The 24,845-nt window shown below is 71.4% G+C and carries 23 protein-coding genes; 16 read left to right on the forward strand and 7 right to left on the reverse strand.

Annotated elements, in window-relative coordinates:
* Positions 1-2: 2 nt before the first annotated feature.
* The 7 genes from OHA21_RS24920 to OHA21_RS24950 all read left to right on the forward strand — a co-directional run bounded on the left by OHA21_RS24920 (position 3) and on the right by OHA21_RS24950 (position 8,357).
* Positions 3-1,289, forward strand: a complete 1,287-nt coding sequence (locus tag OHA21_RS24920) for an acyl-CoA dehydrogenase family protein (protein ID WP_328477602.1) — start codon at positions 3-5, stop codon at positions 1,287-1,289.
* Positions 1,286-2,749, forward strand: a complete 1,464-nt coding sequence (locus OHA21_RS24925; protein WP_328477604.1) for an aldehyde dehydrogenase family protein — start codon at positions 1,286-1,288, stop codon at positions 2,747-2,749. Before OHA21_RS24920 ends, OHA21_RS24925 begins: the two co-directional genes overlap by 4 nt.
* Complete coding sequence (locus OHA21_RS24930) at positions 2,746-3,618, forward strand: isocitrate lyase/PEP mutase family protein (RefSeq protein WP_328477606.1); 873 nt, start codon at positions 2,746-2,748, stop codon at positions 3,616-3,618. The genes OHA21_RS24925 and OHA21_RS24930 overlap by 4 nt, the downstream gene beginning before the upstream one ends.
* The gene (locus OHA21_RS24935; protein ID WP_328477608.1) at positions 3,615-4,769 is read left to right on the forward strand and encodes an FAD-dependent oxidoreductase; all 1,155 of its coding nucleotides are present in this window, start codon (positions 3,615-3,617) and stop codon (positions 4,767-4,769) included. The genes OHA21_RS24930 and OHA21_RS24935 overlap by 4 nt, the downstream gene beginning before the upstream one ends.
* A complete protein-coding gene (locus tag OHA21_RS24940; RefSeq protein WP_442875137.1) occupies positions 4,766-6,226 on the forward strand; it encodes an aldehyde dehydrogenase family protein in 1,461 nt (486 codons plus the stop codon). The genes OHA21_RS24935 and OHA21_RS24940 overlap by 4 nt, the downstream gene beginning before the upstream one ends.
* 83 nt (positions 6,227-6,309) lie before the next feature.
* Entirely contained in the window at positions 6,310-7,461 is a 1,152-nt protein-coding gene (locus tag OHA21_RS24945; RefSeq protein ID WP_328477610.1) for an NAD(P)/FAD-dependent oxidoreductase, read from the forward strand.
* Complete coding sequence (locus OHA21_RS24950) at positions 7,458-8,357, forward strand: RNA polymerase sigma-70 factor (RefSeq protein WP_328477612.1); 900 nt, start codon at positions 7,458-7,460, stop codon at positions 8,355-8,357. Before OHA21_RS24945 ends, OHA21_RS24950 begins: the two co-directional genes overlap by 4 nt.
* Before the next feature lie 9 nt (positions 8,358-8,366).
* Here OHA21_RS24950 and OHA21_RS24955 read toward each other — a convergent pair whose 3' ends face one another.
* On the reverse strand, positions 8,367-8,648 hold the full coding sequence (locus OHA21_RS24955; RefSeq protein ID WP_328477614.1) for a Dabb family protein: 282 nt from the start codon (positions 8,646-8,648) through the stop codon (positions 8,367-8,369).
* Between the two features lie 101 nt (positions 8,649-8,749).
* Here OHA21_RS24955 and OHA21_RS24960 point away from each other — a divergent pair, with 101 nt between their 5' ends.
* Genes OHA21_RS24960 through OHA21_RS25000 form a run of 9 tightly spaced genes read left to right on the forward strand, consistent with a single transcriptional unit; the run spans position 8,750 to position 17,163 of the window.
* Positions 8,750-10,393, forward strand: a complete 1,644-nt coding sequence (locus OHA21_RS24960) for a nitrilase-related carbon-nitrogen hydrolase (RefSeq protein WP_328477616.1) — start codon at positions 8,750-8,752, stop codon at positions 10,391-10,393.
* Between the two features lie 15 nt (positions 10,394-10,408).
* Positions 10,409-11,221 carry an oxidoreductase gene (locus OHA21_RS24965; protein ID WP_328477617.1) on the forward strand — a complete coding sequence of 271 codons (813 nt, stop codon included), beginning with the start codon at positions 10,409-10,411 and terminating at the stop codon, positions 11,219-11,221.
* Complete coding sequence (locus OHA21_RS24970) at positions 11,218-12,177, forward strand: alpha/beta hydrolase family protein (protein ID WP_328477619.1); 960 nt, start codon at positions 11,218-11,220, stop codon at positions 12,175-12,177. Before OHA21_RS24965 ends, OHA21_RS24970 begins: the two co-directional genes overlap by 4 nt.
* Positions 12,178-12,182: 5 nt before the next feature.
* Positions 12,183-13,424, forward strand: a complete 1,242-nt coding sequence (locus OHA21_RS24975; protein ID WP_328477625.1) for an aromatic ring-hydroxylating dioxygenase subunit alpha — start codon at positions 12,183-12,185, stop codon at positions 13,422-13,424.
* Positions 13,421-14,110: a hypothetical protein gene (locus OHA21_RS24980; protein WP_328477627.1), complete on the forward strand. Its 690-nt coding sequence runs from the start codon at positions 13,421-13,423 to the stop codon at positions 14,108-14,110. The genes OHA21_RS24975 and OHA21_RS24980 overlap by 4 nt, the downstream gene beginning before the upstream one ends.
* The gene (locus OHA21_RS24985) at positions 14,110-15,030 is read left to right on the forward strand and encodes a hypothetical protein (RefSeq protein ID WP_328477630.1); all 921 of its coding nucleotides are present in this window, start codon (positions 14,110-14,112) and stop codon (positions 15,028-15,030) included. The genes OHA21_RS24980 and OHA21_RS24985 overlap by 1 nt, the downstream gene beginning before the upstream one ends.
* The gene (locus tag OHA21_RS24990; protein ID WP_328477632.1) at positions 15,027-15,782 is read left to right on the forward strand and encodes an SDR family oxidoreductase; all 756 of its coding nucleotides are present in this window, start codon (positions 15,027-15,029) and stop codon (positions 15,780-15,782) included. Before OHA21_RS24985 ends, OHA21_RS24990 begins: the two co-directional genes overlap by 4 nt.
* The gene (locus tag OHA21_RS24995; protein ID WP_328477634.1) at positions 15,782-16,423 is read left to right on the forward strand and encodes a hypothetical protein; all 642 of its coding nucleotides are present in this window, start codon (positions 15,782-15,784) and stop codon (positions 16,421-16,423) included. Before OHA21_RS24990 ends, OHA21_RS24995 begins: the two co-directional genes overlap by 1 nt.
* On the forward strand, positions 16,420-17,163 hold the full coding sequence (locus OHA21_RS25000) for a maleate cis-trans isomerase family protein (RefSeq protein ID WP_328477636.1): 744 nt from the start codon (positions 16,420-16,422) through the stop codon (positions 17,161-17,163). The genes OHA21_RS24995 and OHA21_RS25000 overlap by 4 nt, the downstream gene beginning before the upstream one ends.
* A gap of 69 nt (positions 17,164-17,232) precedes the next feature.
* On the opposite strand, the gene OHA21_RS25005 is transcribed toward OHA21_RS25000, so the two are convergent.
* The 6 genes from OHA21_RS25005 to OHA21_RS25030 are packed head-to-tail and all read right to left on the reverse strand — an operon-like array spanning position 17,233 to position 24,825.
* Complete coding sequence (locus OHA21_RS25005) at positions 17,233-17,922, reverse strand: neocarzinostatin apoprotein domain-containing protein (RefSeq protein ID WP_328477638.1); 690 nt, start codon at positions 17,920-17,922, stop codon at positions 17,233-17,235.
* A gap of 20 nt (positions 17,923-17,942) precedes the next feature.
* Positions 17,943-20,735, reverse strand: a complete 2,793-nt coding sequence (locus tag OHA21_RS25010) for an ABC transporter permease subunit (RefSeq protein WP_328477640.1) — start codon at positions 20,733-20,735, stop codon at positions 17,943-17,945.
* Entirely contained in the window at positions 20,732-21,463 is a 732-nt protein-coding gene (locus OHA21_RS25015) for an ABC transporter ATP-binding protein (protein ID WP_328477642.1), read from the reverse strand. The genes OHA21_RS25010 and OHA21_RS25015 overlap by 4 nt, the downstream gene beginning before the upstream one ends.
* Positions 21,453-22,775: an ABC transporter substrate-binding protein gene (locus OHA21_RS25020; protein ID WP_328477644.1), complete on the reverse strand. Its 1,323-nt coding sequence runs from the start codon at positions 22,773-22,775 to the stop codon at positions 21,453-21,455. Before OHA21_RS25020 ends, OHA21_RS25015 begins: the two co-directional genes overlap by 11 nt.
* On the reverse strand, positions 22,772-23,854 hold the full coding sequence (locus OHA21_RS25025) for a hypothetical protein (protein WP_328477646.1): 1,083 nt from the start codon (positions 23,852-23,854) through the stop codon (positions 22,772-22,774). The genes OHA21_RS25020 and OHA21_RS25025 overlap by 4 nt, the downstream gene beginning before the upstream one ends.
* Positions 23,851-24,825 (reverse strand): WxL protein peptidoglycan domain-containing protein, encoded by a 975-nt coding sequence (locus OHA21_RS25030; protein WP_328477648.1) that lies wholly within the window; start codon positions 24,823-24,825, stop codon positions 23,851-23,853. The genes OHA21_RS25025 and OHA21_RS25030 overlap by 4 nt, the downstream gene beginning before the upstream one ends.
* Positions 24,826-24,845 lie beyond the last annotated feature (20 nt).

The raw sequence follows: 24,845 nt of genomic DNA on the forward strand, positions 1-24,845 counted from the left end.
CCATGGCCGACAGACTTATCGGCGAGAAACTCGTCGACGACATGACCGTCGACGAGAAAGCCCGCGCGGCGCTCGTCGAACAGGTCCTGCCGGCGCTGCGGGCCCGGGCCGAGCAGGCCGACCGCGACGGCGCCTTCCCGCGCGAGCACATCGACGTGCTGCGCGAGGCCGGTCTGCTCGGGCTGATCGTCCCGGAGGAGTACGGCGGGCTCGGCGGGACACTGCGGGACCTGGCCGCGGCCACCTACGCGATGGGCAGCGCCTGCCCGTCCACCGCGCTGGCCTTCTTCTTCCACAACACCTCCGCGTCGCGCGGCCTGCTGCCGCTGGAGGCGATCGAGTCCGGGCTGTTCGCCGACGAGGACGTGCCGGTCGTCAGAGCGTTCGCCGAGAAGGTGCTGCGGCTGATGGCCGGCGGCACCTGGCTGGCGAACTTCGCGAGCGAGTCGGTGAAGAGCAGCGGCGCGAACATCTCGATCGCCACCACCGCGGTGCCGGCCACCCGTGACGGCGTCGCGGGCTGGGAGATCACCGGGGAGAAGTCGTTCGGCTGCGCCACCGGGATCGCCGACTACTACCTGGTCACCGCGCGACTCGACGGCTACGACACGGCCGACGGGCTGGTCATGTTCCTGGTGCCGCGGGAGGCGCCGGGCGTCTCCGAGCGGCCGTTCTGGGACGGGCTCGGCATGCGCGGCAGCGCGAACCACGGCATCAAGCTGGACGCGGTGTTCATCCCGCAGGAGGACGCGCTGACCGTGCCGGGCGCGTTCGTGAAGATGCTGCAGTGCAGCCGGGGCAGCTTCGTCGGCAACCAGCTGGCGATCACCGCGGTCTACGTCGGCGCGGCCCAGGGGGTCTACGACGACACCCTGGAGCGGCTCACCCGCAAGACGTTCGCCGACACGGGCCGGCCGGTCGCCGAATCACCGATGCATCAGGTGATCATCGGCGACATGACCGAGAGCCTGGAGACGGCATATCTGTGGCTGCGCCGGCAGCTGCTGATCGAGACCTGCGAGCCGCCGATCGCCACCAAGACCGAGGTGTACGCCCAGTGGCGCATCGCCAAGGGCTCGATCTGCCAGGCGGCGTTCGACGTCGCGCTCGGCGCGTTCAAGGCGTCCGGCACGTCCGGGGCGACGATGAACGGGGTGGTCGGCCGGGCCCTGCGTGACCTGGCGATGGGCCTGGTCATGACGTTCCCGCCGGAGCGCGGCCGCTTGGAAGCCGCCTCGGTGATCACCAGCAACAAGGCGAACGCCCTGTTCGCGAGCGTGGCCCAGTGAGTTCGCCCGGCATCGCGGGCGAGCATGGCGTCAACGATCTCGTCGCCGGCGCCTGGGCCCCCTGCCTCACCCCGGTCGGCCTCGACCTGGAGGACCCGGCCACCGGCGAGGTCACCGGCCCGGCGCTCGGCTCCTCCCCCGAGCGGGTCGGGGACGCCCTCGCCGCGGCCGACGCGCTCGGCGCCTGGGATGCCCCGGCCGCCGTCCGGGCGGACATCCTGGACGGAGTGGCCGCCGCCGTCGGCGAGGCGGTCGCCGAGATCGTCCGGCTGGAGGCGGCCGCCACCGGCGTGCCGATCCGGCAGACCACGCCGCTCGGCATGATCCTGTCCGGCGCGTTCGCGCTGGCCGCCGCCCAGCTCCGCTCCGGCCTGCTGACCTCGACGGCCACCCGTGAGGACGGCCGCGAGGTTCTGGTCGAGCGACTCCCCTGGGGCCCGGCGGCCTGCCTGGTCCCGTGGAACGCCCCGGCCCCGATGGCCGCCCACAAGGTCGCCAACGCTCTCGCCGCGGGCTGCCCCACGATCCTCAAGCCCAGCGAGTACGCCCCCTACGGCACCGAACGTCTGGCCGTGGCGATCGACACCGCCCTGCGCGCGGCCGGCGCCCCGCCCGCGCTGTTCCAGCTGCTGCACGGTGGCGCCGAGGTGGGCGCCCAGATTGTCGCCGACCCGCGGATCCGGGCGGTGAGCTTCACCGGCGGCCTGGCCGGTGGGCGGGCCGTCGCGGCCGCCTGCGCCTACGACATCAAGCCGGTCCAGCTGGAGCTGGGCGGCAACAACGCGCTGATCGTCCTGCCGGACGCCGACGAGGCGATCGCCGCCCGCGCCGCCGCCGACCTGCTCACCACGCTGAACGGTCAGTGGTGCCGGGCGCTGGGCCGACTGATCGTGCCGGCCGGGCGGGAGGAGGCGATCACCAGGGCGGTGCTGGACCGCGTCGAAGGGCTGCGCACCGGCGACCCGGCCGAGGAGACCACCGACTACGGCCCGCTGATCCACTCCGGACACCGGGCGGCCGTGGTGAAGGCCCGCGACCAGCTCGGCGGGGCGGTGCACGAGGCCACCCTGACCGGGCCCGGCAACACGCTGGCACCGGCGCTGGTCGTCGGCGCCGACCCGGCCGGCACCACCGACGAGATCTTCGGGCCGGTCGCCGCCGTGCACGGTTACACCAGCGTCGACGAGGCGGTGGCACTCGCCAACGGCACCCGTTACGGGCTCGAGGGCTACGTGATCGGCGCCGACGAGCAGGCCGCGCTCGCCGTCGCGAAACGGGTCCGGGCCGGCGAGGTCAAGGTCAACGGCTCGTCGATCATGAGCCTGCACCTGTTCACGCCGCGCCCGGCCTGGGGCCTCTCCGGATACTCCGAGGAGGGCACCGCGGAGACATTGTTGTTCTTCACCAACCCGCGCGTCGTAGGCGTCGAGGGCGGGTTCGCGCTACACACTCCCTCATGACCGCCACCGCATTGCGAGCATTGCTCGCCTCCGACCAAGTCACGCACGTGCCGGGCGTCTACGACCCGGTGACCGCCGCGCTCGCGGTGCGGGCCGGCCACCGGGCGGTGCACCTGTCCGGCGCGGCCGTCTCGGCGATCGCGCTGGGCCGCCCCGACCTCGGTTACGTGCACGGCACACAGATCGCCGACCGGGCGTCCACCCTGGTCCCGGCGCTGGGCGGGGTGCCGCTGCTGGCCGACGCGGACACCGGGTATGGCAATCCGCTGCACGCGGTCTGGACCGGTCTGGCGTACGCCCGGGCCGGCATCTCCGGGCTGCACCTGGAGGACCAGGTCAACCCGAAGCGCTGCGGGCACCTGGCGGGCAAGGAGCTGATCGACGCCGAACTGGCGGCCGCCAAGGTCTCCGCACTGGCCGACCATGTGCCGCATCTCGCGCTGATCGCGCGGACCGACGCGTACGCCGGACACGGTCTGACCGAGACGATCGCGCGCTGCCGGGCGTACGCGGAGGCCGGCGCGGACGCGGTCTTCCCCGAGGGTGTCGACTCCCTCGACGAGCTGGCCGAGCTACACAAGGAGCTGCCCGGCGTACCGATCGTGATCAACCGCTCGGAGGCCGGCGGCAGCCGTCCCGTGCTCTCCGACGCCGACCTGGCCGCGGTCGGCGTACGTCTCGTCCTGCATCCGGTCTCGGCGCTGCTCGCCGCCATGCGTGCCGCGTCGCTGGCCTACCGGGCGATCGCCGAGGAGGGCTCGGCGGAGCCGGTCGACCGGATGCCGTGGGCGGCGTTCACCGCGCTGGTCGGCCAGGAGGAGGCGCTCGACCTCGACGCCCGCTACGTACCGGGGAGATTGCAGACGTGAACCGCATCCTGGTGGCCGGCGCCGGACCGGTCGGACTCACCGCAGCACTCGCCCTGGCCCGGCGCGGGCATCGCGTGACCGTGCTGGAGGCCGGCGACGGGCTGGCCGCCGAGTCGCGTGCCTCGACGTTCCATCCGCCCACCCTGGAGATGCTCGACGATCTCGGGGTCGGCGCGGAGCTGCAGGAACGTGGGCTGATCTCGCCGGCCTTCGCCTACCGGGACCGGCGTGCGGGCCTGGTCGCGATGCTGGATCTGGCGGTGCTCGCCGGGGACACCCGGTATCCGTACCGGGTGCAGTGCGAGCAGTCCAAGCTCACGCCGATCCTGCTCGATCACCTGATGCGGCACGACGGCTGCGAGGTCCGGTTCTCCTGGCCGGTAGCGGACGTTATATCCGATTTAGATAAGACGACCGCGGTCTGTGCCGACGGGCGAAGGGAATCCGGCGACTGGCTTATCGGGGCGGACGGCGCGCACTCGGCCGTACGGCGGGCCGCCGGGGTGACGTTCGACGGCATCACCTATCCGGAGCGGTTCCTGGTGGCGTCGGTGGACGAGGAACTGACCGGGTGGCTGGACGACCTGGCCGCGGTGAACTACGTCTTCGACCCGGTCGAGTGGTGTGTGCTCCTGCGCACCCCGGACCACTGGCGGGTGCTGCTGCCGACGCCGTCGGACACGCCGGACGCCGACGAGTACGCCCGCCTGGACGCCCGGCTGCGCGGCGTGCACGACCCGGGCCGGCCGTGGCGGATCGCGCACGCCAGCATGTACCGGGTCCACCAGCGGGTCGCCACCTCGTTCCGGACCGGGCGGGTCCTGCTGGCCGGGGACGCGGCGCACGTCAACAACCCGCTCGGCGGGCTCGGCATGAACTCCGGTATTCACGACGCGGTCGCGTACGCCGCCGCTCTTGACTCCGGTGACGACGCCGCGGTCTGGACCGCGGCGGCCGATCGCCGCCGCATCGCGCTCGAATACGTGCAGAGCGTCTCCCACCAGAACTACGAGCGGCTGCGCGCCACCGACCCGGACGCCCGTGAGGCCCACCTGAACAGCCTGCGCGCGATCGCCGCCGACCCGGCCAAGGCCCGCGCGTCACTGCTGCGCAGCTCGATGATCGCCTCGCTGCGCCCGGTCCCGGCATGAACACCCCCTCGGCTGGTTCTCAAGGCTGTTCCCGGGCCCCCGGAACAGCCCTGTCGACCAGCCGGGAAAATCCTGCGCGGTTCGCGGAGATCGTGGGCACCGTGCCGGAGACAGCGCCGGAGGCGGTCGACGAGGTCGTGCGGTGGGCGGACGCCGAGCAACGGGCCTGGGCGGCCCGGCCGCTGCCGGAACGGCTCGCCGCGCTGACATGCGCGGCGGACGCCATGGAGAACGCGATCGGCGAGCTGGGCACGCTGCTGGCGCGCGAGTCCGGCAAGGTGGTGGGTGACTGCCGCGGCGAAATCGGCTTCGCGGTCCGCTTCCTGCGGTGGGTGGTTTCGCATGCACCCGCGGCGTACGCCGAAAGCGTGCAGGACGACGACCTGGGCAGACTGGTCGTGCAGCGGAAACCGTACGGGGTGGTCGCCGCGATCACGCCGTGGAACGCGCCGATCATCCTGACCCTGCTCAAGGTCGGCCCCGCCCTGGCCGCCGGCAACGCCGTCGTGGTGAAGCCGTCGCCGCTCGCCCCGCTCACCGTGGACCGGGTGCTCGGCCTGTTCGACGCGCCGGTCCGGGTGGTGCACGGCGGTCCGGCGACCGGGGCCGCGCTGGTCGGTCACGAGCTGGTGCGGAAGGTGGCGTTCACCGGCGGCGCCGCGGGTGGGCGGGCGGTCGCGGCGCTCGCCGGTGACCGGCTCACCCCGACGGTGCTGGAGCTCGGCGGCAACGATCCGGCGGTGTTCCTCGACGACGCCCCGTTCGGCGACGACGCCATGGACCGTCTCGTCATGGCGAGCTTCGCGACCAGCGGGCAGGTGTGCATGGCGGCGAAACGGCTCTATGTCCCGCGTGGGCGGTTGTCGGACTTCGTCGACGCGTACCTCGCTGCCGCAGGCCGGGTCCTGGTCACCGGTGACCCTCTTCAGCCGGGGGTGACCATGGGCCCGGTGATCTCCGCGGCCGCGCAGCGAGCCGCTGCCCATCTCCGCCGCGGTGCCGGGCACGACCTGGGCCACTTCGACGCGGACCCGGCGACCGGCTACTTCGTCCGCCCCGCCCTGGTCGTCGACCCCGACCCGGCCGACCCGCTGGTCGTGCAGGAGCAGTTCGCGCCGGTGGTGCCGGTCCTCGGCTACGACGACGAGGAGTCGGTGCTGGCCGCGGCGAACGCCGGCGAACTCGGCCTGGGCGCCTCGGTGTGGAGCGCCGACGAGGAGCGGGCGTTCGTGTTCGCCCGGCGGTTCGAGGCCGGCTTCACCTTCGTCAACACGCACAACCGGACCGGCATGAGTCTGCGCGCCCCGTTCGGCGGGGTGAAACGCTCCGGCTGGGGCCGCGAGTACGCCGGTGAGGGCCTCGCCGAGTACGCCCAGACCTGCGTGATCCACGCCCCGGCCGCGTTCCGCCCGGGCGCGGCGTCGACCGGCAGTCCGTCGGCGTATCCCACCGGGTGATGTGATCCAGGCCACTCCAGTTCACGTCCGATGACTGCTCCCCGTCTCGTGCATGTCAACCGGCATGGGAGAGGAGCAGGGCGATGCACGAGATCGTGATTCTGGGCGGTGGCTACACCGGGATGGGCGCGGCGACCACGCTTGCCGGCCTGACCAGGGGCCGCGACGACGTACGGATCACCGTAGTCAACGGCAGTGAACGGTTCACCGAGCGGCTCCGGCTGCACCAGACGGCTTCCGGGCAGCGGCTCGCCGACCTGCGCATCCCGGATCTGCTGGCCGGGACCAGCGCCGGGCTGGTGACCGGTTGGGTGACGCGGGTCGACACCGGGGCGCGGGTGGTCCGGGTGGACGACGAGCGGGAGATCCACTACGACACGCTGGTCTTAGCGCTCGGCGGCGTCACGGACACCGCCGCTGTTCCGGGGGCGGACGAGAACGCGTACACCCTGGAGAACGCGGAAGCGCTCGCCCGGCGGCTGGACCGTCTGGGCAGCGGGACCGTGGCGGTCTGCGGCACCGGGCTGACCGGGATCGAGGCCGCCACCGAGATCGCCGAGCAGCACCCGGGCCTGGACGTGCTGCTGATCGGCCGCAGCGCGCCCGGCTCGGACCTGGGCCGGCGCGCCAAGACCTATCTGGACCGGTCGCTGGCCCGGCTGGGGGTACGCGTGCTCGCCGGCGCCGAGATCACCAAGGTGCTGCCGGACGCCGTCGAGACGACCTCCGGCGAGACGATCGCGGCCGACGTGATCCTGTGGACCGGCGGCGTACGCGTCCCGGCGCTGCCCGCCACGGCCGGCCTCACCGTCGACGACAGGGGCCGGATCGTCACGGACGGCTCGCTGCGCTCGGTATCGCACCCCGACGTCTACGCGGTCGGCGACTCCGCCGCGATCCGCCAGAAGTACGGCGTCATGCACGGCACCTGCCAGGGCGGCATACCGAGCGCGGTGCACGCGGCCTACTCGATCGCGCGGGAACTCGACGGGCGGGAGCCGAAGCGGTTCCGGTTCGGGTACGTGCACCTGCCGATCAGCCTGGGCCGGCGGGACGCGGTCATCCAGTTCAGCCGGCCGGACGGCAGCCCCAAACGGCTGGCGCTCACCGGGCGGGCGGCGGTCTGGTACAAGGAGACGGTGAGTTCCTCGCCGTGGCCGTCGTTCCAGCGCCTCCTCAAGACCCCGGCAGTGGGCCTGTTCTCGTGGCGGCGGGGCGGCCGGTACACCCGATGAGCAGCCCCTTCGAGGAATACCGCAACCTGCTGTTCTCGGTGGCCTACCGGATCCTCGGCACGGCCGTGGACGCGGAGGACGCGGTGCAGGACACCTGGGTCAAGTGGTCGGCGGCGGACCGCTCCCAGGTGGCCGAGCCGAAGGCGTACCTGGTGCGGATCGTGACCAACGTGGCGATGGACCGGCTGCGGTCGGCCCGGGCGCGCCGCGAGACGTACGTCGGGCCGTGGCTGCCCGAACCCATCCTGACCAGCAGCGACGCCGCCGACGACGTGGCCGTGGCCGAGTCGGTGTCGGCCGGGCTGCTGATGCTGCTGGAGAGCCTCAGCCCGCTCGAGCGTGCGGTGTTCGTGCTGCGGGAGGCGTTCGGCTTCGGCTACGCGGAGATCGCGGCGGCCGTGGAGCGCTCCGAGGAGACCGTGCGGCAGGCGGCGCACCGGGCGCGCGGGCACGTGCAGGACCGGCGGCCCCGGTTCGCCGCCACGCCGGCGCGGCACCGGCAGGTCACCGAGCGGTTCTTCGCCGCCGCCGGGGGCGGCGACATCAACACCCTGATGGAACTGCTCGCTCCGGATGTCGCGCTCTGGACCGACGGCGGCGGACGGGTACGCCAGGCGCTGCGCCCGGTGATCGGCGCGGAACGGGTGGCGGCTTGGCTGGCCGGGGTGGGCAGCCGGGCGTACGAGGGGGTCGAGCCGGCCGACATGCGCGTCGAGATCGCCGAGCTGAACGGCGCGGCCGGCCTGGTCTTCCACGCGGCGGACCGGGTGCTGGCCACGATGACCGTCGAACTCGGCCCGGACGGCCGGATCGTCGCGATCCACAACGTCGCCAACCCGGAGAAGCTGGGCGCGGTCACCACCGGAACCGTGCACACCCTCCCGACCCCCGGCTGACCGTACCGATCAGGTGGTGTAATCCACGACGGCGCGGGCGCTGAGCAGCGGGCGCAACCACGTGCCCAGCTCGAGGTGCGCCGGGTGTGCCTGGTATGCGCGCAGATCATCCACATCGTGGTGCTCGGTGCGGAGGTAGAGGTCCCACGAGACGTCGGTGCGCAGCTCGTCGATCTCGGCGGTCAGCGAACGGATCTCGGGAACGGCATCGCCGAGCTCTTCCAAACGCACCTTGGCCTTGGCAGCATCGCCGGCATCAGAAAACTTCATCAGAACGACGTGAACCAGCATTCCCCGCCCCCAAAAATATCTTCATCATCAAGAGAACCCCTGTTGCGAAAGCGGCACCCGAGTGTAGTTTTGGGAAACGCCGTTTCGCTAGGGGGAACCGGATGTCCGGTGTTCTACGCGTCGCCGCCGCCCAGATCGAAGCCGGTCAGGACGTGCCCGCCAACCTCGCCGCCTGCCTGCGCGTCATCGACGCAGCCGCCGCACAGCGGGCCCAGCTCGTGGTGCTCCCCGAGTTCTGCAACCATCTGTCGTGGTATGCGTCGCGCGAGCAGGCCCACGAGCTGGCCACCCGCCCCGGCGACGCCTTCCTGAGCGCAATCTCGGCACGAGCGCGCCGGCACGGCATCTGGATCAAGATCAACGTCACTCATGCGTACGCGGACGCGCGCACCGGCGGCACGAACCTGCTCTTCGACCCCGCCGGCGTCGTCGTCGCGCAGTGCGACAAGCAGACCCTGATGGGCGCGGAGAACGACTTCCTGCAGCCGGCGCCAACCGTCGGCCCGGTCATCGAGACGCCGCTCGGACGGCTCGGGATGTACGCGTGCATGGAAGGCGTGGTCAACGAGGTGGCCCGCGGGCTGGCGCTGCGCGGGGCCCAGGTGCTGCTGAACAGCCTGAACAGCTTCGCCCTGGACGAGTCGGACCTGCACATCCCGGTCCGGGCCGCGGAGAACAAGGTGTGGGTGGTGGCCGCCAACAAGGTCGGGCCGCTGCTGCCGCGCGACTCGCTGCCGGCGATCGCGGAGGGTCTGGGCGTGCCGCCGGAGTGGCTGCACGGCGCCGGCGAGAGCCAGATCGTCGCGCCGGACGGCACCGTGGTGGCGAAGGCGCCGCGCACCGGCGAGGCCGTGATCGTCGCCGACATCGACCCCTCGCTCGCCGACGACAAGCGGCGCCCGGACGGGACGGACATCTTCGCCACCCGCCGGCCGGCGCTCTACGGGCCGATCGCCGCGCCGCCGGTCGGGCGGCAGCGGCCACCCGGAGCACCGACGCTGCCGGTCGCTGTGGTCCGCTCACTGTCCGCCGTCCGGGACGCCGCACTGGCCGGCGTGCAGTTGCTGGTGCTGCCGCCCCACGCCGCCGCCGCGGCGCCCACCGCCGCCGCGCCCACCGCCGCCGCGCCCACCGCCGCCGCGCCCACCGCCGCCGCGGCCACCAGCGGGCACATTTCCGAAATTTCGGAAATGTTGGTCGGCACCGAAGCTCATGCCGTCATCGCGGCCGATGACGAGAGCTTCGTGATCAGCGCGGCCGGGATCGTCGCGCGGCAGCCGCGGTTGCACGGCGGGCCGGGCAAGGAGATCATCCCGGTCGATCTGGATTGGGGCCGCCTTGCGGTGATCGCCGGGGACGACGCGCTCTACCCCGAGACCTTCCGGCTCGCCGCGCTGCTCGACGCCGACGTGGTGGCGGTGCCCTACCAGGCGCAGGAGCCCTGGGAGCTGGCGCTGGGCCTGCCCGAGCGGGCCGCCGAGAACCGGCTCAACCTGGTGGTCAGCACGCCGCTGGACCAGCCCGCGGCGATCTTCGCGATGACCCCGGACTTCACCCTCTGGACCAAGTGGGAGGGCCCGTTCACCGGGCGCATCTCCACACCGGTCCGGTTCGACGTGCCGGCCGGTGATCCGGTGGGCACGGCGAGCGTCGCTCCCGCCCAGGCCGCGAACCGCCTGGTGTCGCGCAACACCGATCTCGTCGACGGCCGTCCCTGGCGGCTGGCCGACGCCCTTATCAGATAAGAAGGGTGCCCCATAGTGGCCGAGACGATCCAGCACGTGGAGGACATGGTCGACGGTTCGCCGGTCGTCGACGTGCACGACACGTTCAACTATTACCGGCAGCTGCTCGCCGATCTGAAGGCGAAGATCGACGCCCGGTTCGAGACCTCCCGTGATCCCTCCACGCTGGACCTGCAGACCTACGGCACCTATCCGGACGGGCCGGGCGGCTCGCTGGAGGCGTACGCCGGACCGGAGGTCGACTGGCTGGTCCACTCCTGGATCGGCAACCCCGGCGCCAGCTTCGCCAACCTGCACCTGACCTGTTGGCTCGGCCCGCAGGTGAAGGTGCCGCACCTGGGCATCGCGCTGCTGGTCTGGCCGGGCGGCTGGTTCTACCTGGACTCGGTGCCGCGGACGAACATGGTCGAGGACGCCGGCTACTTCGACAAGTACTACGCCGAACTGGACGAGGAGTGGCTGGAGCTGCGGGCCGATCCGCAGTTCGAGTATTTCGTGAGCCGGGCCGGGTTCATCCGGGCCAGCCTGTCGCCGACGGCGTACTGCTACTCGTTCGAGCGGTCGCAGCGGAACCTGGAGATCGTGTCGGCGCGGGCGCACGCGCACGTGGACCGGTGGCTGCGCTGGGTGGACGAGGCCGACGCCGTTCCGCAGGAGGAGCAGGCCGCGCTGGCCGCCACCGACGAGACGATCCGCCGGAACATCGCCGAACGGGACCCGGCGAATGTGATGGGCGTCCGCTTCTTCGGCGAGGAGACGACGAACAAGCTGGTCCGGGCGCTGTGGGGCGGCGACCGGGAACTGCCGCGGCCGGGGACCGGGTCATGAGCGTCCGGTCGGTGTGGTGGGCCGCGACGATTCCCGGGGCCGCGGCGCCGTTCGACACCGCCCATCTACGGGTTTTCTACCCCGCTCGCCCCACCGGTTCGGATCAGGAACGGCTCTCCGGGGTCTTCCCCGCCGACCCGTCGCTCGCTCCCTACCCGGTGGCCGTGATCGTGTCCGGCGTCAACGTCGGTCAGGAGGCGTATCGGTGGCTGGCTGTGGAGCTGGCGTCCCGTGGCTTCGTCGCCGTCACGTACGACTGGGTGGGTGAGCTGTTCGGGGGGCTGCGGGGGATCACGCCCGGCGTCGAGCTGGCGGCCGCCCGGCCGGATGCCTACGGCACGCGGGCGACCACGCCGTCGGTGCCGGCGGTCCTGGACGCGCTGGCGACCATGACGGGGCCGGTCGAAGGCCTGCTCGATCTCGACAGGGTCGGGCTGATCGGGCACTCGGCCGGCGGGACGGTCATCCTGCAGAGCGCGCGGTTCTTCCCAAGCGTGAAAGCGGTGGCGGCGTACGGCACGCACACCATGGTCGCCACGATGCTCGGCTGGCCGGCCGGGACCGTGCTGCCGGCGCAGGTGGACTGCCCGGTGCTGCTGATGAACGGCGAGAACGACGGGGTCATCAACGGTTCCGCCGACCGGTACGGCGAGGACGCCGCGACCCGGCGCGACCCGATCAGCCGCACCTTCGACGAGGCGCTGCCCAACAGGGGCGGCGAGAACGTGCAGGTCACCTTCTCCGGCGCGAACCACTTCGGGATCGTGCACCCGGTCGACGACACCGCTGCCCGCGCGTTCCTCGACCTCGAAGCCACCACCGACCCGGCCGCGACCCGGGCGGCACTCGCCGAGGTCACCGCGGCGTTCCTCGACACCCATCTGCGTGGCGCCACCGGCGACGCGCTCGACAAGGCCCTTCAGCACCCGGACATCGCCGGGATACGGCGGAGGTAACAGCCATGCTCAAGAACTTCTGGTACGCGGTGGAGTTCTGCGACCGGGTCACCACCAAACCGGAGCGGATCACGGTGCTCGGGCAGCACTTCGTCATCTACCGCACCCCCAAGCAGGGCCGGGTCGTGGTTCTGAGCGACCTGTGCGTACACCGTGGGGCGGCCCTCTCCGGCGGGTGGCTCAAGGACGACAAGATCGTCTGCCCGTACCACGGGTGGGAGTACGAGCCGGACGGGCAGTGCAGCAGGATCCCGGCGAATCTGCCGGGGCGGGGCATCCCTCGCAAGGCACGGGTGGACTCGTACCCCGTACAGGAGAAATATGGTTTTGTCTGGGTCTTTCTCGGTGACCTGCCCGAGGAGGAGCGGCCGCCGATGCCGGTCTGGCCGGAGTTCGACGACCTGGTGGAGAACGGCGGCAAGTTCCGCGTGGTGACCGGCGAGTTCCTGTGGAACGCCAACTACGAGCGGATCCTGGAGAACGGCTGCGACATCGCGCACGCGCCGTTCGTGCACGCCGGCCGGTTCGGCAATCCGGACATGCCGCAGGTTCCGGACTACGAGGTGGAGCACCCGGACGAGTGGTCGGCGTTCGCCACCGTCGACCTGCACCCGCCGAAGCCGTCCGGTCTGTGGGGCAAGTTCGGCCGGCTGATCGGCAACGACCTGAAGAAGCGCCCGCCGGTCACCACGTCGGCCGGTTGGATGCTGCCCAACATGATCAAGCTGCACGTGCGGCTGCCGATCGGCGACATGATCATCTACGACACGAACATCCCGATCGACGAGACGCACACCCTGGTCAAATGGGTTGCGCTGCGCACCTTCTTCACCGGCACATGGGCAAACAAAGATGCGATCAACCGTACGATGCGCATCTTCTACGAGGATGCGGCGGTGGTCGACAAGGTCCGGCCCGAGCTGCTGCCCTTCGACCTAGGCGCGGAACTGCACATCAAGAGCGACCTCATCGCCGTGGAGTACCGGCGGCGGCGTCAGGAGCTGGCCGACAAGGGCTGGCTGCTCAACGAGGAGGACTTCATCACCGGCGACGTGCCCCGGCGCACCGCCACGGTGATCCCCTCGCCGGCCCGCCGGGAGAACGCCGAACTGAACCGGGCCTGGGTGCACAAGGCGCGCGGCGAACACCCGACCGTGGCCGCGGCCCGGCTGATGGGCGCCGGCCCTGACGAAACCGCCGACCCGCCTTCCGCTCCCGCCGAAGCAGTGAAGGAGACCGACCAGTGAGCCTGCCTTCCGCGCTCTCCGACAGCACGCTCGCCAAGATCCTCGCCCGGGTGCCGGTATCGCTTGCGGAGGACCGCGCTCTCACCTCGCCGATGAGCCCCACCCCGGTCGGACAAATCCGTGTTTGGCGGGGCGATGGTCCGGTGGTCAAGGTGGTCAACGTCAGCCTGGTCGTCCCTGCGATCGGCCTGGACAGTCACATGATCTTCGCGTTCACCGCGCCGGACTCCGGAGTCCCGCACTTCACGCTGGATTCGGTCGCCAACGGCGAGAACTACGCCTTCCACCTCGACCTGATCCCCCGGATCGACCTGGCGACCTCGCTGTCCTACCTGGACGAGGTGTATGAGCCGCTGACGACGGTCTTCACCGCGACGCGCAGTCGTGACGGGCTCTCTCCGGCTCACCTGGCCCCTCGCCAATATGCTCTTATGTCACCTTGGATGCTGGTCAATCGGGCGACTGAGGCCGCCTTCCGGTCGATCGATGACGCCGTCGACGCCTACTTCACTCACTGGGCTTCGCTGGTCGAAACCGGTATCAAGGCCGAAGGCACCGCGACTCGCGATGCAGCACATCGGGAGCTGCTGTTCAGCCCGGAGATCGACCCGGTCTGGAAGCAGACGGTACGGCTGCTGGGCGAGGAGCAGAGCGAGTCCGTCAGAAAACAGCTGGTGAGCAACTGATGAGCGAACCCAGCACCTGGCAGAAACGCATCGCCGGTGAATGGCACGGCCGGCCCTCCCTCTTCGATCACGCCGGCACGTGGTGCGGGTTCGAGGAGATCCGGCGCTCGTCGGACTTCGTCGACGGCGTGACCACGTACCGGATGGACGGCGGCCTGGTCGGCGGCGGACCCCTGGCCGGGCAGTTCCGCCTCGGCGCCCCGTTCTCGTTCGGCGTCGTCGACTCCGACCAGAACCGGGTCTACACCGGACCGGACTTCTTCGGCACCGGCCAGCCGTACGGCAGCTTCGTCGACTCGCACTACTACGGGCCAGGCTGGCAGGTCGACCTGAACACGTGGAACCAGGTGCTCCCGGACGGCGACACCCAGGTCTACTCGTCGGTCCTCTACCAGGGCTGGGCGGTGGTCGGCTGCTTCAACGGCGTCTACACCCGGGAACCCTCGAAGGTCGACGATCTGATCGCGGCGGAGACCCGCAACGGGCCGGTGCCGTACATCCTGCCCACCAAGGAAGCCGGCGCCTTCACCGGCGACCTGGAGTTGTGGAGCGCCGATCAGAAGTTGCGCGGCACCGTGTCGGCGTCGATCGCGCTCGAACCGATCGACCTGCTGCGCACCCGGCGGACGATCACCTGGCAGGGCGCCGGCCTGGACCGTTCCGTTGCGGTGGAGACCCGGCGGGACGGCAACCGGCTCTTCTTCGAGGGGCCGCAGGCGTGGGGCAACGCGATCGGTTTCGGTCGCGCCTCGTTCCAGTCGCTGCACCTCACCGACGTCTGGAAGATCAAGGGGCGGGAGTTCTCGATCGACGCGGCCCCAGGCATGTCGGCGGGCCGGCAGCTCGCGGTCGTCTACGAGCTGTTCGACGGCGGCAACCTGGACTCGGTGCTGCACGGCCTCCTGGAGTGGACCTCATGACCGTCGTGGTGGTGACCGGCGGGACCCGCGGGATCGGGCATGGCCTGGTCCGCGCCTTCCTCGCCGAGGGGGCGTCGGTGGCGTACTGCGGGCGTTCGCTGCCCGACGACGGCCCGCCGGAGGCGCTGGCCATGGTCGCGGACGTCACCGATCGCGCCGACGTGCGCATGCTCTGGGACGCCGCCGTCGACAAGTTCGGGAAAGTCGACATCTGGGTCAACAACGCCGGGATGTCGAACTCGCGCCGGCCGCTGTGGGAGCTGGATCCCGCCGAGATCGACTCGGTCGTGCAGCTCAACCTGCAGGGCACTCTGCACGCGAGCGCGGTCGTCCTGGAGGCGATGCTGGCACAGGGGCACGGCGCGCTCTGGAACATGGAGGGGCTCGGCTCCAACGGGCAGATCGTTCCGGGCCTCACCCCGTACGGCGCGACCAAGCGGGCCCTCACCTACGCCACGCTCGCCATGGCGAAGGAGCTGAAGGGCAAACCGGTCAAGGTGGCGCTGCTCTCCCCCGGCATGGTCGTCACCGACCTGCTCATCCAGGACTACGACCCGGCCGAACTGGAGAAAGCCAAGAGGATCTTCAACATCCTGGCCGACCGGGTCGAGACGGTCACCCCCTGGCTGGCCCGCAAGGTGCTGGCCGGTACGAGCAACGGCGGCCGGGTCGCGTGGCTGACCAGCCGCAAGGCCGCCTATCGGTTCGCCACCGCGGCCTTCCGCAAGCGCGACGTCTTCGGGGAGCCGTGATGGAGTACCCGATCGCTCTGGCGCTCGAGGACTTCGTACCGGTCGTTCTCGGCACCACCGGATTCGCGCTGCTCGCGCGTACCGCTCCGAATCTGCCTGCGCAACGCGCGGGCCTGGCCGGAGCCCTGCTGATCGGCGCCGGCGGCATCGCCAAATGTGTCTGGAAGCTGGGGTACGCGGCCGGCGCCGGCGACTGGAAGCTGCTGGAACAGCTGCTGTTCCCGCTGATGGCGGCCGGCGCGACGCTACTCGCCTGGGCCCTCGCCGTCACCGTGCGGCGTGGCAGGCCGACCCGCTTCTGGCCGTTCGCGCTCGCCTTCGGGCTGTGCGCGGCCGGCGCGATCCTGGCCGGCAGCCTCAACCCGCTGTTCGTGGCGGCCACCCTCGGCGTCACCGCGATCAGCGTCCTCGGCGCGATCGTCGCCGGCCGGTACCGGCAGTGGTGGGCCGTGTCGCTCTACGTCCTCGGGCTGGTCCTGGTGATGGGGCTGGTGCCGCTGCGCTCGTCGGACGAGCACCACACGCTCGCCTTCCAGTGGCTGGAACAGTCGATCAACACCGCCGCGCAGGCCTGCCTGCTCGTCGCCGCCTGGCTCACCCTCCGCGCAACGCGGCCCGCACTCGTTGGAGCTTCGCAATGACTGATGCCCTCGGCTGGCGCCGCAAGTTCGGCGTCATCGCCCCGTCGACCAACACGATCGTCGAGCCGGACTTCTACGCCATGGCCGTACCCGGTGTGACCTCGCACTTCTCCCGCATCCACATCCGCAACCAGGACCTGTCGGACGACGCCAACTTCGAGAATCTGCTGGTGCAGATCCGGGCGGAGATCGGCGCGGCCTGCGAGCGGGTGCTGACCTGCGAGCCGGACTACATGGTGATGGGCATGTCGGCCGAGACGTTCTGGGGCGGGGTGGAAGGCAACCGCGAGTTCGTGGCCCAGATCAAGGCGATCACCGGCCTGGACGTGGCCACCGGAGCGGAGGCCTGCGAGCGGGCCCTGAAGCTCTACGGTGCCCGCAAGATCGGCGTGGTCACGCCGTACCAGCCGGTCGGTGACGCCAACGTGGTCCGGTTCTTCGGCGAGATCGGGTTCGAGGTGGCCGCGATCCAGGGCCTGAAGTGCCCGACCGCGGTGTCCATCGCCCACGTGACCGAGGACGAACTGCGGGCCGCCATCCTCATGGTGAACACCCCGGACGTGGACGCCATCGTGCAGTGCGGGACCAACCTGTCGATGGTCCGCCTGGCCGACGAGGCCGAGCGCTGGCTGGGCAAGCCGGTGATCGCCATCAACGCGGCCACCTGGTGGATGGCGCTGCGGGAGAACGGCATCAAGGACAAGGTCTACGGAGCCGGCAGTCTCCTGCGCGAGTACTGACCGCCTTCGGATCGGGGGTGTGGGACCGGCCCCGCGCAGTAGCCGGGCCCACACCCCTGAACCGGCTTCCTAGCGGAAGCCGGCCATCCGCCGGCGGCGGGCGGGCAGCAGCATCAGCAGGCCGATGCCGGGCAACATCAGGGCACTGCCGATCAGTACGACCGTCGCCCACTCCTGCCCGGGCCCGGTCTTCGGCAGCGCGCCCCCGGCGGCCGGAGTCGAGGACCGGCTGGTCGTGGTCCCCGCAGGAGTCGTCTTCGTCGCGGCCGGGCTCGTCGTCTTGCTGGGAGTCGGGCTGGCCGGACCACCACCGCCACCGCCGAAGGTGATCGGGACCTGTGCCTTGTTCGCCTCGACCACCTCAGGCTCGGCGGCCGACGGCAGGATCTGCGCGGCGATCACACAGCCGTCGGTGCCGCAGTCGTGCCCACCGAAGCTGGTGGCCAGCTTGAGCGAGATCTGCGCGGTGTTCCCGGACGCGTCGGCGTTCACGAAGACCGCGCCACCGGCAAGATTGCAGTCGGTCGAGGTGGCCGGGTCCTTGATGCACTGACCCAGCGCGATGTTCGTCAGGCTGGCGGTGAAGCCGTTGCCGGACACGGTGACGGTGTCGCCGTCCTTGAGACCGCTCGTCTTGGAGACGGTCAGAGTCGGGGCGGCCGCGGCCGGCGTACCGGTCATCAGCACGACCGCGCCGGCACAGACCAGGCCGGCCGCGACCGCCGCGGCCAGCCGGCGGATGCGGGGATAACGGGGCATCGATAAACCTCCATCAGATGTCAGGATCGGGCGACGGCAGCCTCGTCGGTGCCGAGGTAGGACAGGACGACTGCGGGATGGGACCGGACCTCGTCCGGCGTCCCCTCCGCGATCACCCGGCCGGCGTCCATCGCGATCAGCCGGTCGGCGACCCGGGACAGCAGCGGGAGATCATGCTCGATGACGAGGATCGTGGTGCCGAGCTCGGCGCGAACCCGCAGCATCAGATCGGCGAGGCCGGCGCCGTCGGCCTGGGTGAGGCCGGACGACGGTTCATCCAGCAGCAGCAGCCGCGGGCGCAGGGTGAGCAGGCAGCAGAGCTCAACGACGCGGCGGGTGCCGGTGGAGAGCTCACCGACCGGGCGATCAGCCAGCCACCCCAACCCCATCGCACGCAGGGCCGCATCAGCGGCGCCGGCTTTGCTGATTTCGGCGCCGTCAACACCCAAGATCTCAAGCCCCAGCTGTACGGGTAGACCGCACTCCGCCGCCACCATGACGTTCTCCCGGACCGTCATGGCCGGAAAGAGCCGAGCGTCCTGAAACGACCGGACCAGCCCGGCCCGGGCCCGCCGCTCCGGTGTCCACTTGGTGACGTCCCGCCCCTGGTAGGCGACCGCTCCCCCGTCCGCCGAGGTGAACCCCGCAAGAATCTCGAAGAGCGTCGTCTTCCCGGCGCCGTTGGGCCCGATGATCCCGACGATCTCCCCCACGCCGACGGTGAAGGTGGCTTCCTGCACGGCCCGCACCCCACCGAACGCCCGCCGGATGCCGCTGACCTCAAGAAGCGACCCGGGCCCGTCGTGCGGCACGAGCGGTTCGGCCGGCAGCCCAGAGATGCTCCAGAGTCGAGGCCGCCCTCCGAACGACAATTCCGGCACCTCGGCCGGCCCACCCAACGGCTCGGTGCCAGACGGAACGGAATGGGTCGTTCCGTTCGGGAGCCACGCGGGTGCGGCCCGGAGGCGGGCCGGAGCGCGATGGAGCGGCGCAACGCCGGGCCGGGAGACGGCACCGCGGAGCCGGCGTGGGAGGGACTCGGTCAGGAGGCCGCCGAGGCCGTTCGGCAACAGGATGACCACCAGGAGCCAGCCCAGCGTCAACGCAGCCTGGCCGGGAATGCCCAGCGGAAACAGCGCCGGCAAGCCGACGATGACGGCCGAGCCGAGGAGGGCGCCGCCGGTGCGGGCCAGGCCGCCGACGACGGCGATGGCGACCACGTCGATGCTGGCGGCGGCCGGGAAGCTGTTCACGCTGAGCTGGGACTGGCCGAAGCCGATCACGACTCCGCCGAGGCCGGCCAGGGCGCCGGCTACGGCGTACACCTGGAGTTTGCGCAATGGGGCCCGGACCGTCAGTGCCCGGCCGGCGTCCTCGTTGTCGCGCAGTGCCAGCAGGAGGCGGCCGAAGCCGCCGCCAGCGAGCCGGGCGGTGACCCACCAGCCGATCCCCAGCAACACCAGCGCGAACAGGTAGTAGTCGACGGCGGTGCTGACCACGTAGCCGTTCCAGACCGGGTAGGGCACGGTCCGGCCGTCGCCGAGCAGCCACGGCTGGCGCAGCAGCCAGCCGCTGGTGGCCAGCGCGAAGGCGAGCGTGGTGACGCCCAGGGCCACGCCGCGCAGCCGCAGCGCCGGGATGCCGATCAGGACCGCGGAGAAGGCGGCGGCCGCGCAGCCGGCCAGGACGCCGAGGAACATGTTGCCGGTCAGGGTGGCGATCTGAACGGCGACCGCCGCGCCGATGCCGGCGAAGCCGAACTGGCCGAGGGAGAGTTCGCCGGCGATGCCGGTCACCAGGATCACCGAGAGCGCGACCAGCGTGTAGCCGCAGACCGTGGTGAGGACCGACGCGGTCGCGTTGCTGACCACATAGGCCAGTCCGACGCCGGCAGCGGCGAGCAGGGCCAGCCCGATGCGGGCGGCGATGCCGGCCCGGTGGGTGGTCTGCCGCGGCCAGGGTGCGGGAGTCTCGCGACGGCCGGCCTGTTTCTGCAGCAACAGCGAGATCAGGATGACGGCGCCGAGGACGACGTCGACGAAGCCCATCGACTCGCGGGTGAGCAGCACCTGCTCCAGGACGCCGATGCCGATGGAGGCGACGAACGCGATCGGCAACGAGGTCATCCGGGCGATCACCGCGCCGGCCAGGCCGCGCAGCAGCAGTTGCGGGCCGAGCGATTCGATCGACTGCACGCCCTGGGTGGGGGTGAGCAGGATGGCCGAGAACGCGGCGATGGCCCCGGCGACCGCCCAGGCCAGGCTGGCCATCCGGGGCGCCGGTACGCCGTTGACGGTCGCCGCGTCCGGATGGTCGGCGGCGGCCCGGATGCCGATGCCGAAGCGGGTGCGGCGCAGGAAGAACGCGAGGGCGGCCAGCAGCACCGGGGTGAGCAGCAGCATCGCGGTCAGCGACGAGCCGACGGCGGTGGTGCCGAGGGTGAACGCCGGCAGCCCGGGCGGCTTCGGGTAGGTGGCGCCGGAGAAGCTGTCCCGGGACACCAGCAGGGCCAGGACCAGGATGAACTGGGCCAGGCCGAGGGTGGCGATCATGCCGATCACCCGCGGCCGGCGGTAGAGGCGGCGGACCACGACCATCTCGATGAGCGCGGAGAGCCCGCCGGCCACCGCGATGGCGATCGGGAACGCCAGCCAGTACGACATGCCGGTGGCGAGACGCGCCAGCACCGCCGCGCCGAAGACACCGACCGCGCCGTGCGCGAAGTTGACGAACCGGCTGGACCGGTAGACCAGCACCAGGCCGATGGCGAGCAGCCCGTACGTGAGTCCGGTGAAGAACCCGACCGCGATCATTCGGCGTGCCCTCCCAGGACCAGGCGGCGCGCGAGATCCGGGTCGGACCGCAGCCGGCCCGGGGTGTGCTCGGCGATGATCGTGCCGTGCTCCATGAACAACAGCCGGTCGGCGACCGACATGGCGACGTTCACCGACTGCTCGATGAGCAGGGTGGCGACGCCGGCCGTGGCGAGCCGGCGGACCAGTTCGAGCAGGCCGCCGACCACGACCGGGGCGAGGCCGAGCGAGAACTCGTCGACCAGCAGCACGCTGGGCCGCTGGATCAGGGTCTTGGCCAGCACCAGCATCTGCCGTTCGCCGCCGGAGAGGGTGGCGGCGGGCTGGTCGGCGCGGGCGGCGAGGCGCGGGAACACCGCGAGGGCGCCGTCGACGGCGGTGGCGGTCTTCTCGTCGTGGCGGGGCACCGGGTACGCGTGCATGCGCAGGTTGTCGCGAACCGTGAGGGAGCCGAACGCCTGCTGCCCGATGACCGTGGACATGCCGAGCCGGGCCCGTTTGGCGCCGGGCACACTCGTGATGTCGCGCCCGAGCAGGGTGACCGTCCCGGCGGTGGGCCGGCTGAGCCCGGAGATCATCCGGACCAGGGTGGACTTGCCGACGCCGTTCGGCCCGCAGAGCGCCACCGTCTCGCCGCTGTGCACGGCCAGGTCGACGCCGAACAGCACCTGGATCGGCCCGTACCCACCGGACAGGCCGCTGACCTCGAGGATCCGCTCACTCGCCAAGGGGAGTCACCGGCCCCTCGTACGCGAAACACGAGCACCCGGTGTCGTACTTGATCACCCGGTATCCGCTGCCGGCCGCGTACCGATCCTCGCCGAGCTCCCCGCCGAAACCGGTCGCCGTGGCGAAGGACGTGCCCAGCGCCTGGGCCGCGGCGCCCCACGTGGCCGCGTTCAGATTCGGCCCGAGATCAGCCGCCGCGGCCTGCAGCAGCAGCCCGGCATCGCAGTAGGTGAACGCGACCCGGGCGTTCTCCCGCTGCTTGAAGGTGATCCCGGCGTCCGCGTAGATCTTCTGGCACTTCTTCTCGGCGTCGGTGTCCGGGAAGGCGAGCCGGCTGTCCGGCACGTCGTACCCCGGCGCGAAGCCGATCCCGACCATGCCCTCGAGCGCGGAAGGCGGGATCGTCCCCGGGTTGGCCACCATGAACGACGGGCTGTCGAAGGTGGAGATGCCGTACCGCGCGGTGTAGCTCTGTGCCGCCGCGCTGGTCATGAAGAACGGCGCGATCCGGGCTCCGCCGAGGAAGAACACCCGGTCGATCTCCCTGCCGCGGAAGCTGACCGCGGCCTGGGTGAGCCCGGTGTTGAGGGTGCCCAGGTCGGTGGTGTCAATCCACGCGACCGTGCCCTCGACGCCGAGCACGGCGAGCGCCGGCGCGACGATGTCGTCGTAGACGGCCCGGTTCGCCGGGCTGTCCGCCGCGACCAGGCCGGCCCGGTCCCGGTCGGTGAAGAACTTCTGCCGGTCCAGGACCGCGAGGAACGACGAGGCGAACGCGTCGTACTCGGGGAACGATCCGGTCCAGAGGTACGGCGCCAGCTCGGTGAAGGTGGCCCGCGAGTTGGCGATCAGGGTGGCGTCCAGCATCAGGGTCTGCCGCTGGGCGTAACAGGGCCGGGCGTTGGACTGCAGCTGCCCGGTCAGGACCACCGCGAACGCCTGGTCGTCCTGGGTGATCTGGCTGCACAGCGTGGTCTCCGCGGCCGGCGAGTCGTTGCTCGCCTCGTACTCCCGGTAGACCGCCTCCAGCTTGCGCCCGGCGATCCCACCGTTCGCGTTGAGGTACGCCGCCAGCGCCTTGACCTGCTCGGCAGGCTTGCCGACGTCGGCGTTCTGGAAGCCGGTCATCGACGCCGTCTTCGTCAGGTCGGTGCCGATGAACACCACCTTCACCGCGTCGCCGGTGACCCCCGGCCCGGCGCCGGACGTCCCGGCCTGGGTGCCGCCCGCGCCGGGCATCAGCACGCCACAACTGGTGTACGCCAGCACCACGACGAGCAGCAGGGCTCCGAGCCGCAGCGGCGCCTTCATGATTTCTCCTCGAACAGCGACAGGTTCTTGGGGTAGCGCCGGGCCAGCACGTGGGTGAGAGCGGCGAGGTCGAGCACCGAGTCGCCGCCCGCGCTGTCCGGATCGCCGAGCAGGTCGCGCAGCGAGTCGAGGCTGAGCTGGGCGCCGGCCATCCGCCGCAGCCGACCGGCGCCGGGCGCGTCGTCGAAGACCAGGAACGCGCCGAGGCTGCCGAGGCGGACCACGGACGGCAGCATCGCCTGGGACGGGTCGGCGTAGGCCAGGGCCCGGCGCCGGGTGAGCCGGCGCAGCACGCCCCAGACGATCAACAGCACGCCGGCCAGGTTGATCAGAAGAAGACCCCAGGGGTACGCCCGATGCCCGATCCGCACGACCGCGAGCCCACTGACGTCGGCGCTGATCACGTACTCGCCGAACGCCGCCAGGGGAATGTCGACCGGGACGGTGAAGGTGCGGCTCTGCCCGGGGCTGAGGTTCGCGACCCGCTCCTGATGGAACACGTTGTCGTTGCCGCCACCGCCGAGCCGGACCTGGACCGTGGCGTCGACCAACTGCGACGTGGACGGGTTGCGGACCGTGTAGGTGAGCGTCAACCGGTCCGGCGCGCCGAACCAGGCGGCCGCGGTGCCGCCGGTGAGCCGGGCCTCCTGGACGATCAGGTCGCGGGCCGGAGCGGTGCCCTTCGGCAGGGCGGCGGTGGCGTGGCCGGTGAGGGTGAGCGGGAGGTTGACCTTCTGGGTGGCGTCGCCGAGGACCGCGGCGACCTGCACGACGCAGGGGCACGGCTTGGGTGGGTCGCCGATCTGCAGGTCGACGATGAAGGTGCCGTCCGGGCGTACCGGGGTGGCCAGCGCGGCCCGGGTGTCGCAGGCGGCCGAGCCGGTCGTGCCGCCCTCGCCGCAGGTGACGAACTGGAGCAGTTGCCCGGCCGTCCAGCCCTCGCCGGTGACCCGGACGGTCTCGCCCGGCTTGGCGGTGTTCTTCGACAGCCGCGCCCCCAGCCCGGCGGCCCCGGCGCTGACCCCGGTGGTGACCAGCATCAGCACGATCACCGAGGCCAGCGTGGCGAGCCTTCTCATCCGTTCGCCACCAGCCCCCGCGGCCGGGCCTCGCGGCTGCGGATCCGGCGCCGCACGGACCACCAGATCGCGGCGATCAGGGCGGCGAGCACGGCCACGCCGGTCCAGGAGATCACCACGGCCCGGTCCGAGCGCCGGGCGTAGACGCCGCCGTCGGCGGTCACGGTGACCGCGGTGGTGACGATGTCGAAGGGCCAGATGCCCTCGGCGGTCATGGCGAACGCGCCCCTGGCGCCGGGGACCATGTCGGCCGACGGGGTCGAGCCGCTGACCTTGACGGCGTGCCCGAACAGGCCGGTCACCTTGACCTGGGCGGCCGGGATGAGGTGCACGTTGCCGATGTTGGCGACCTGGTACTCCAGGTTGCCGCGGGCCGCGACGGGCAGCAGCGGCGAGGTGATGTCCATGTCGAGTTCCGGTACGCCGAGCCCGGGCACGACCGTCCCGGCGACGCGCAGGTAGACCCGGGCGGCCACGGCGCGCTGAATGCGTACGGTCGCGCCGTTCGCCTCGGTCACCGCGCCGGGTTCCGACTCCAGGGCGACGATGCCGCCGACGTGGTCACCGGGGGTGGCGTTCTCCGGCACGGTGATGGTGAACGGGATGTCCGCGCTGGTGCCGCCGGGCACGGTCACCTTCTTCACCTGCGACGTCACCCAATTGCCGAGGCCGGACTGCTCCTCGTCGAGGGTGCGCAGGGCGAAACCGCCGTCGCGGACGGTGTTGTACGCGTCCGCGCCGTAGACGGTGAACGACCGCGAGCTCCTACTCAGGTTGGACACCCGGACCGACTCCTTGATCGTCTGTCCGGCGCTCGCGTCGAGGAAGAAGTAGACCCGCGGGGTCGGGCCGGGGTTCCTGGCCGGGGTGGGGACGACCGACCACTCGCCGTTACCGGTCGCGGCGGCCGGTGCGGCGGGCAGCAGCGCACCCACCAGAGCGAGGGCTGCGGCGATGATTCTGTTCCGCATGACAGTCCTTCCCCGCCGAG

Origin of the sequence: Actinoplanes sp. NBC_00393, assembly GCF_036053395.1 — a bacterium.
Lineage (GTDB): Bacteria > Actinomycetota > Actinomycetes > Mycobacteriales > Micromonosporaceae > Actinoplanes.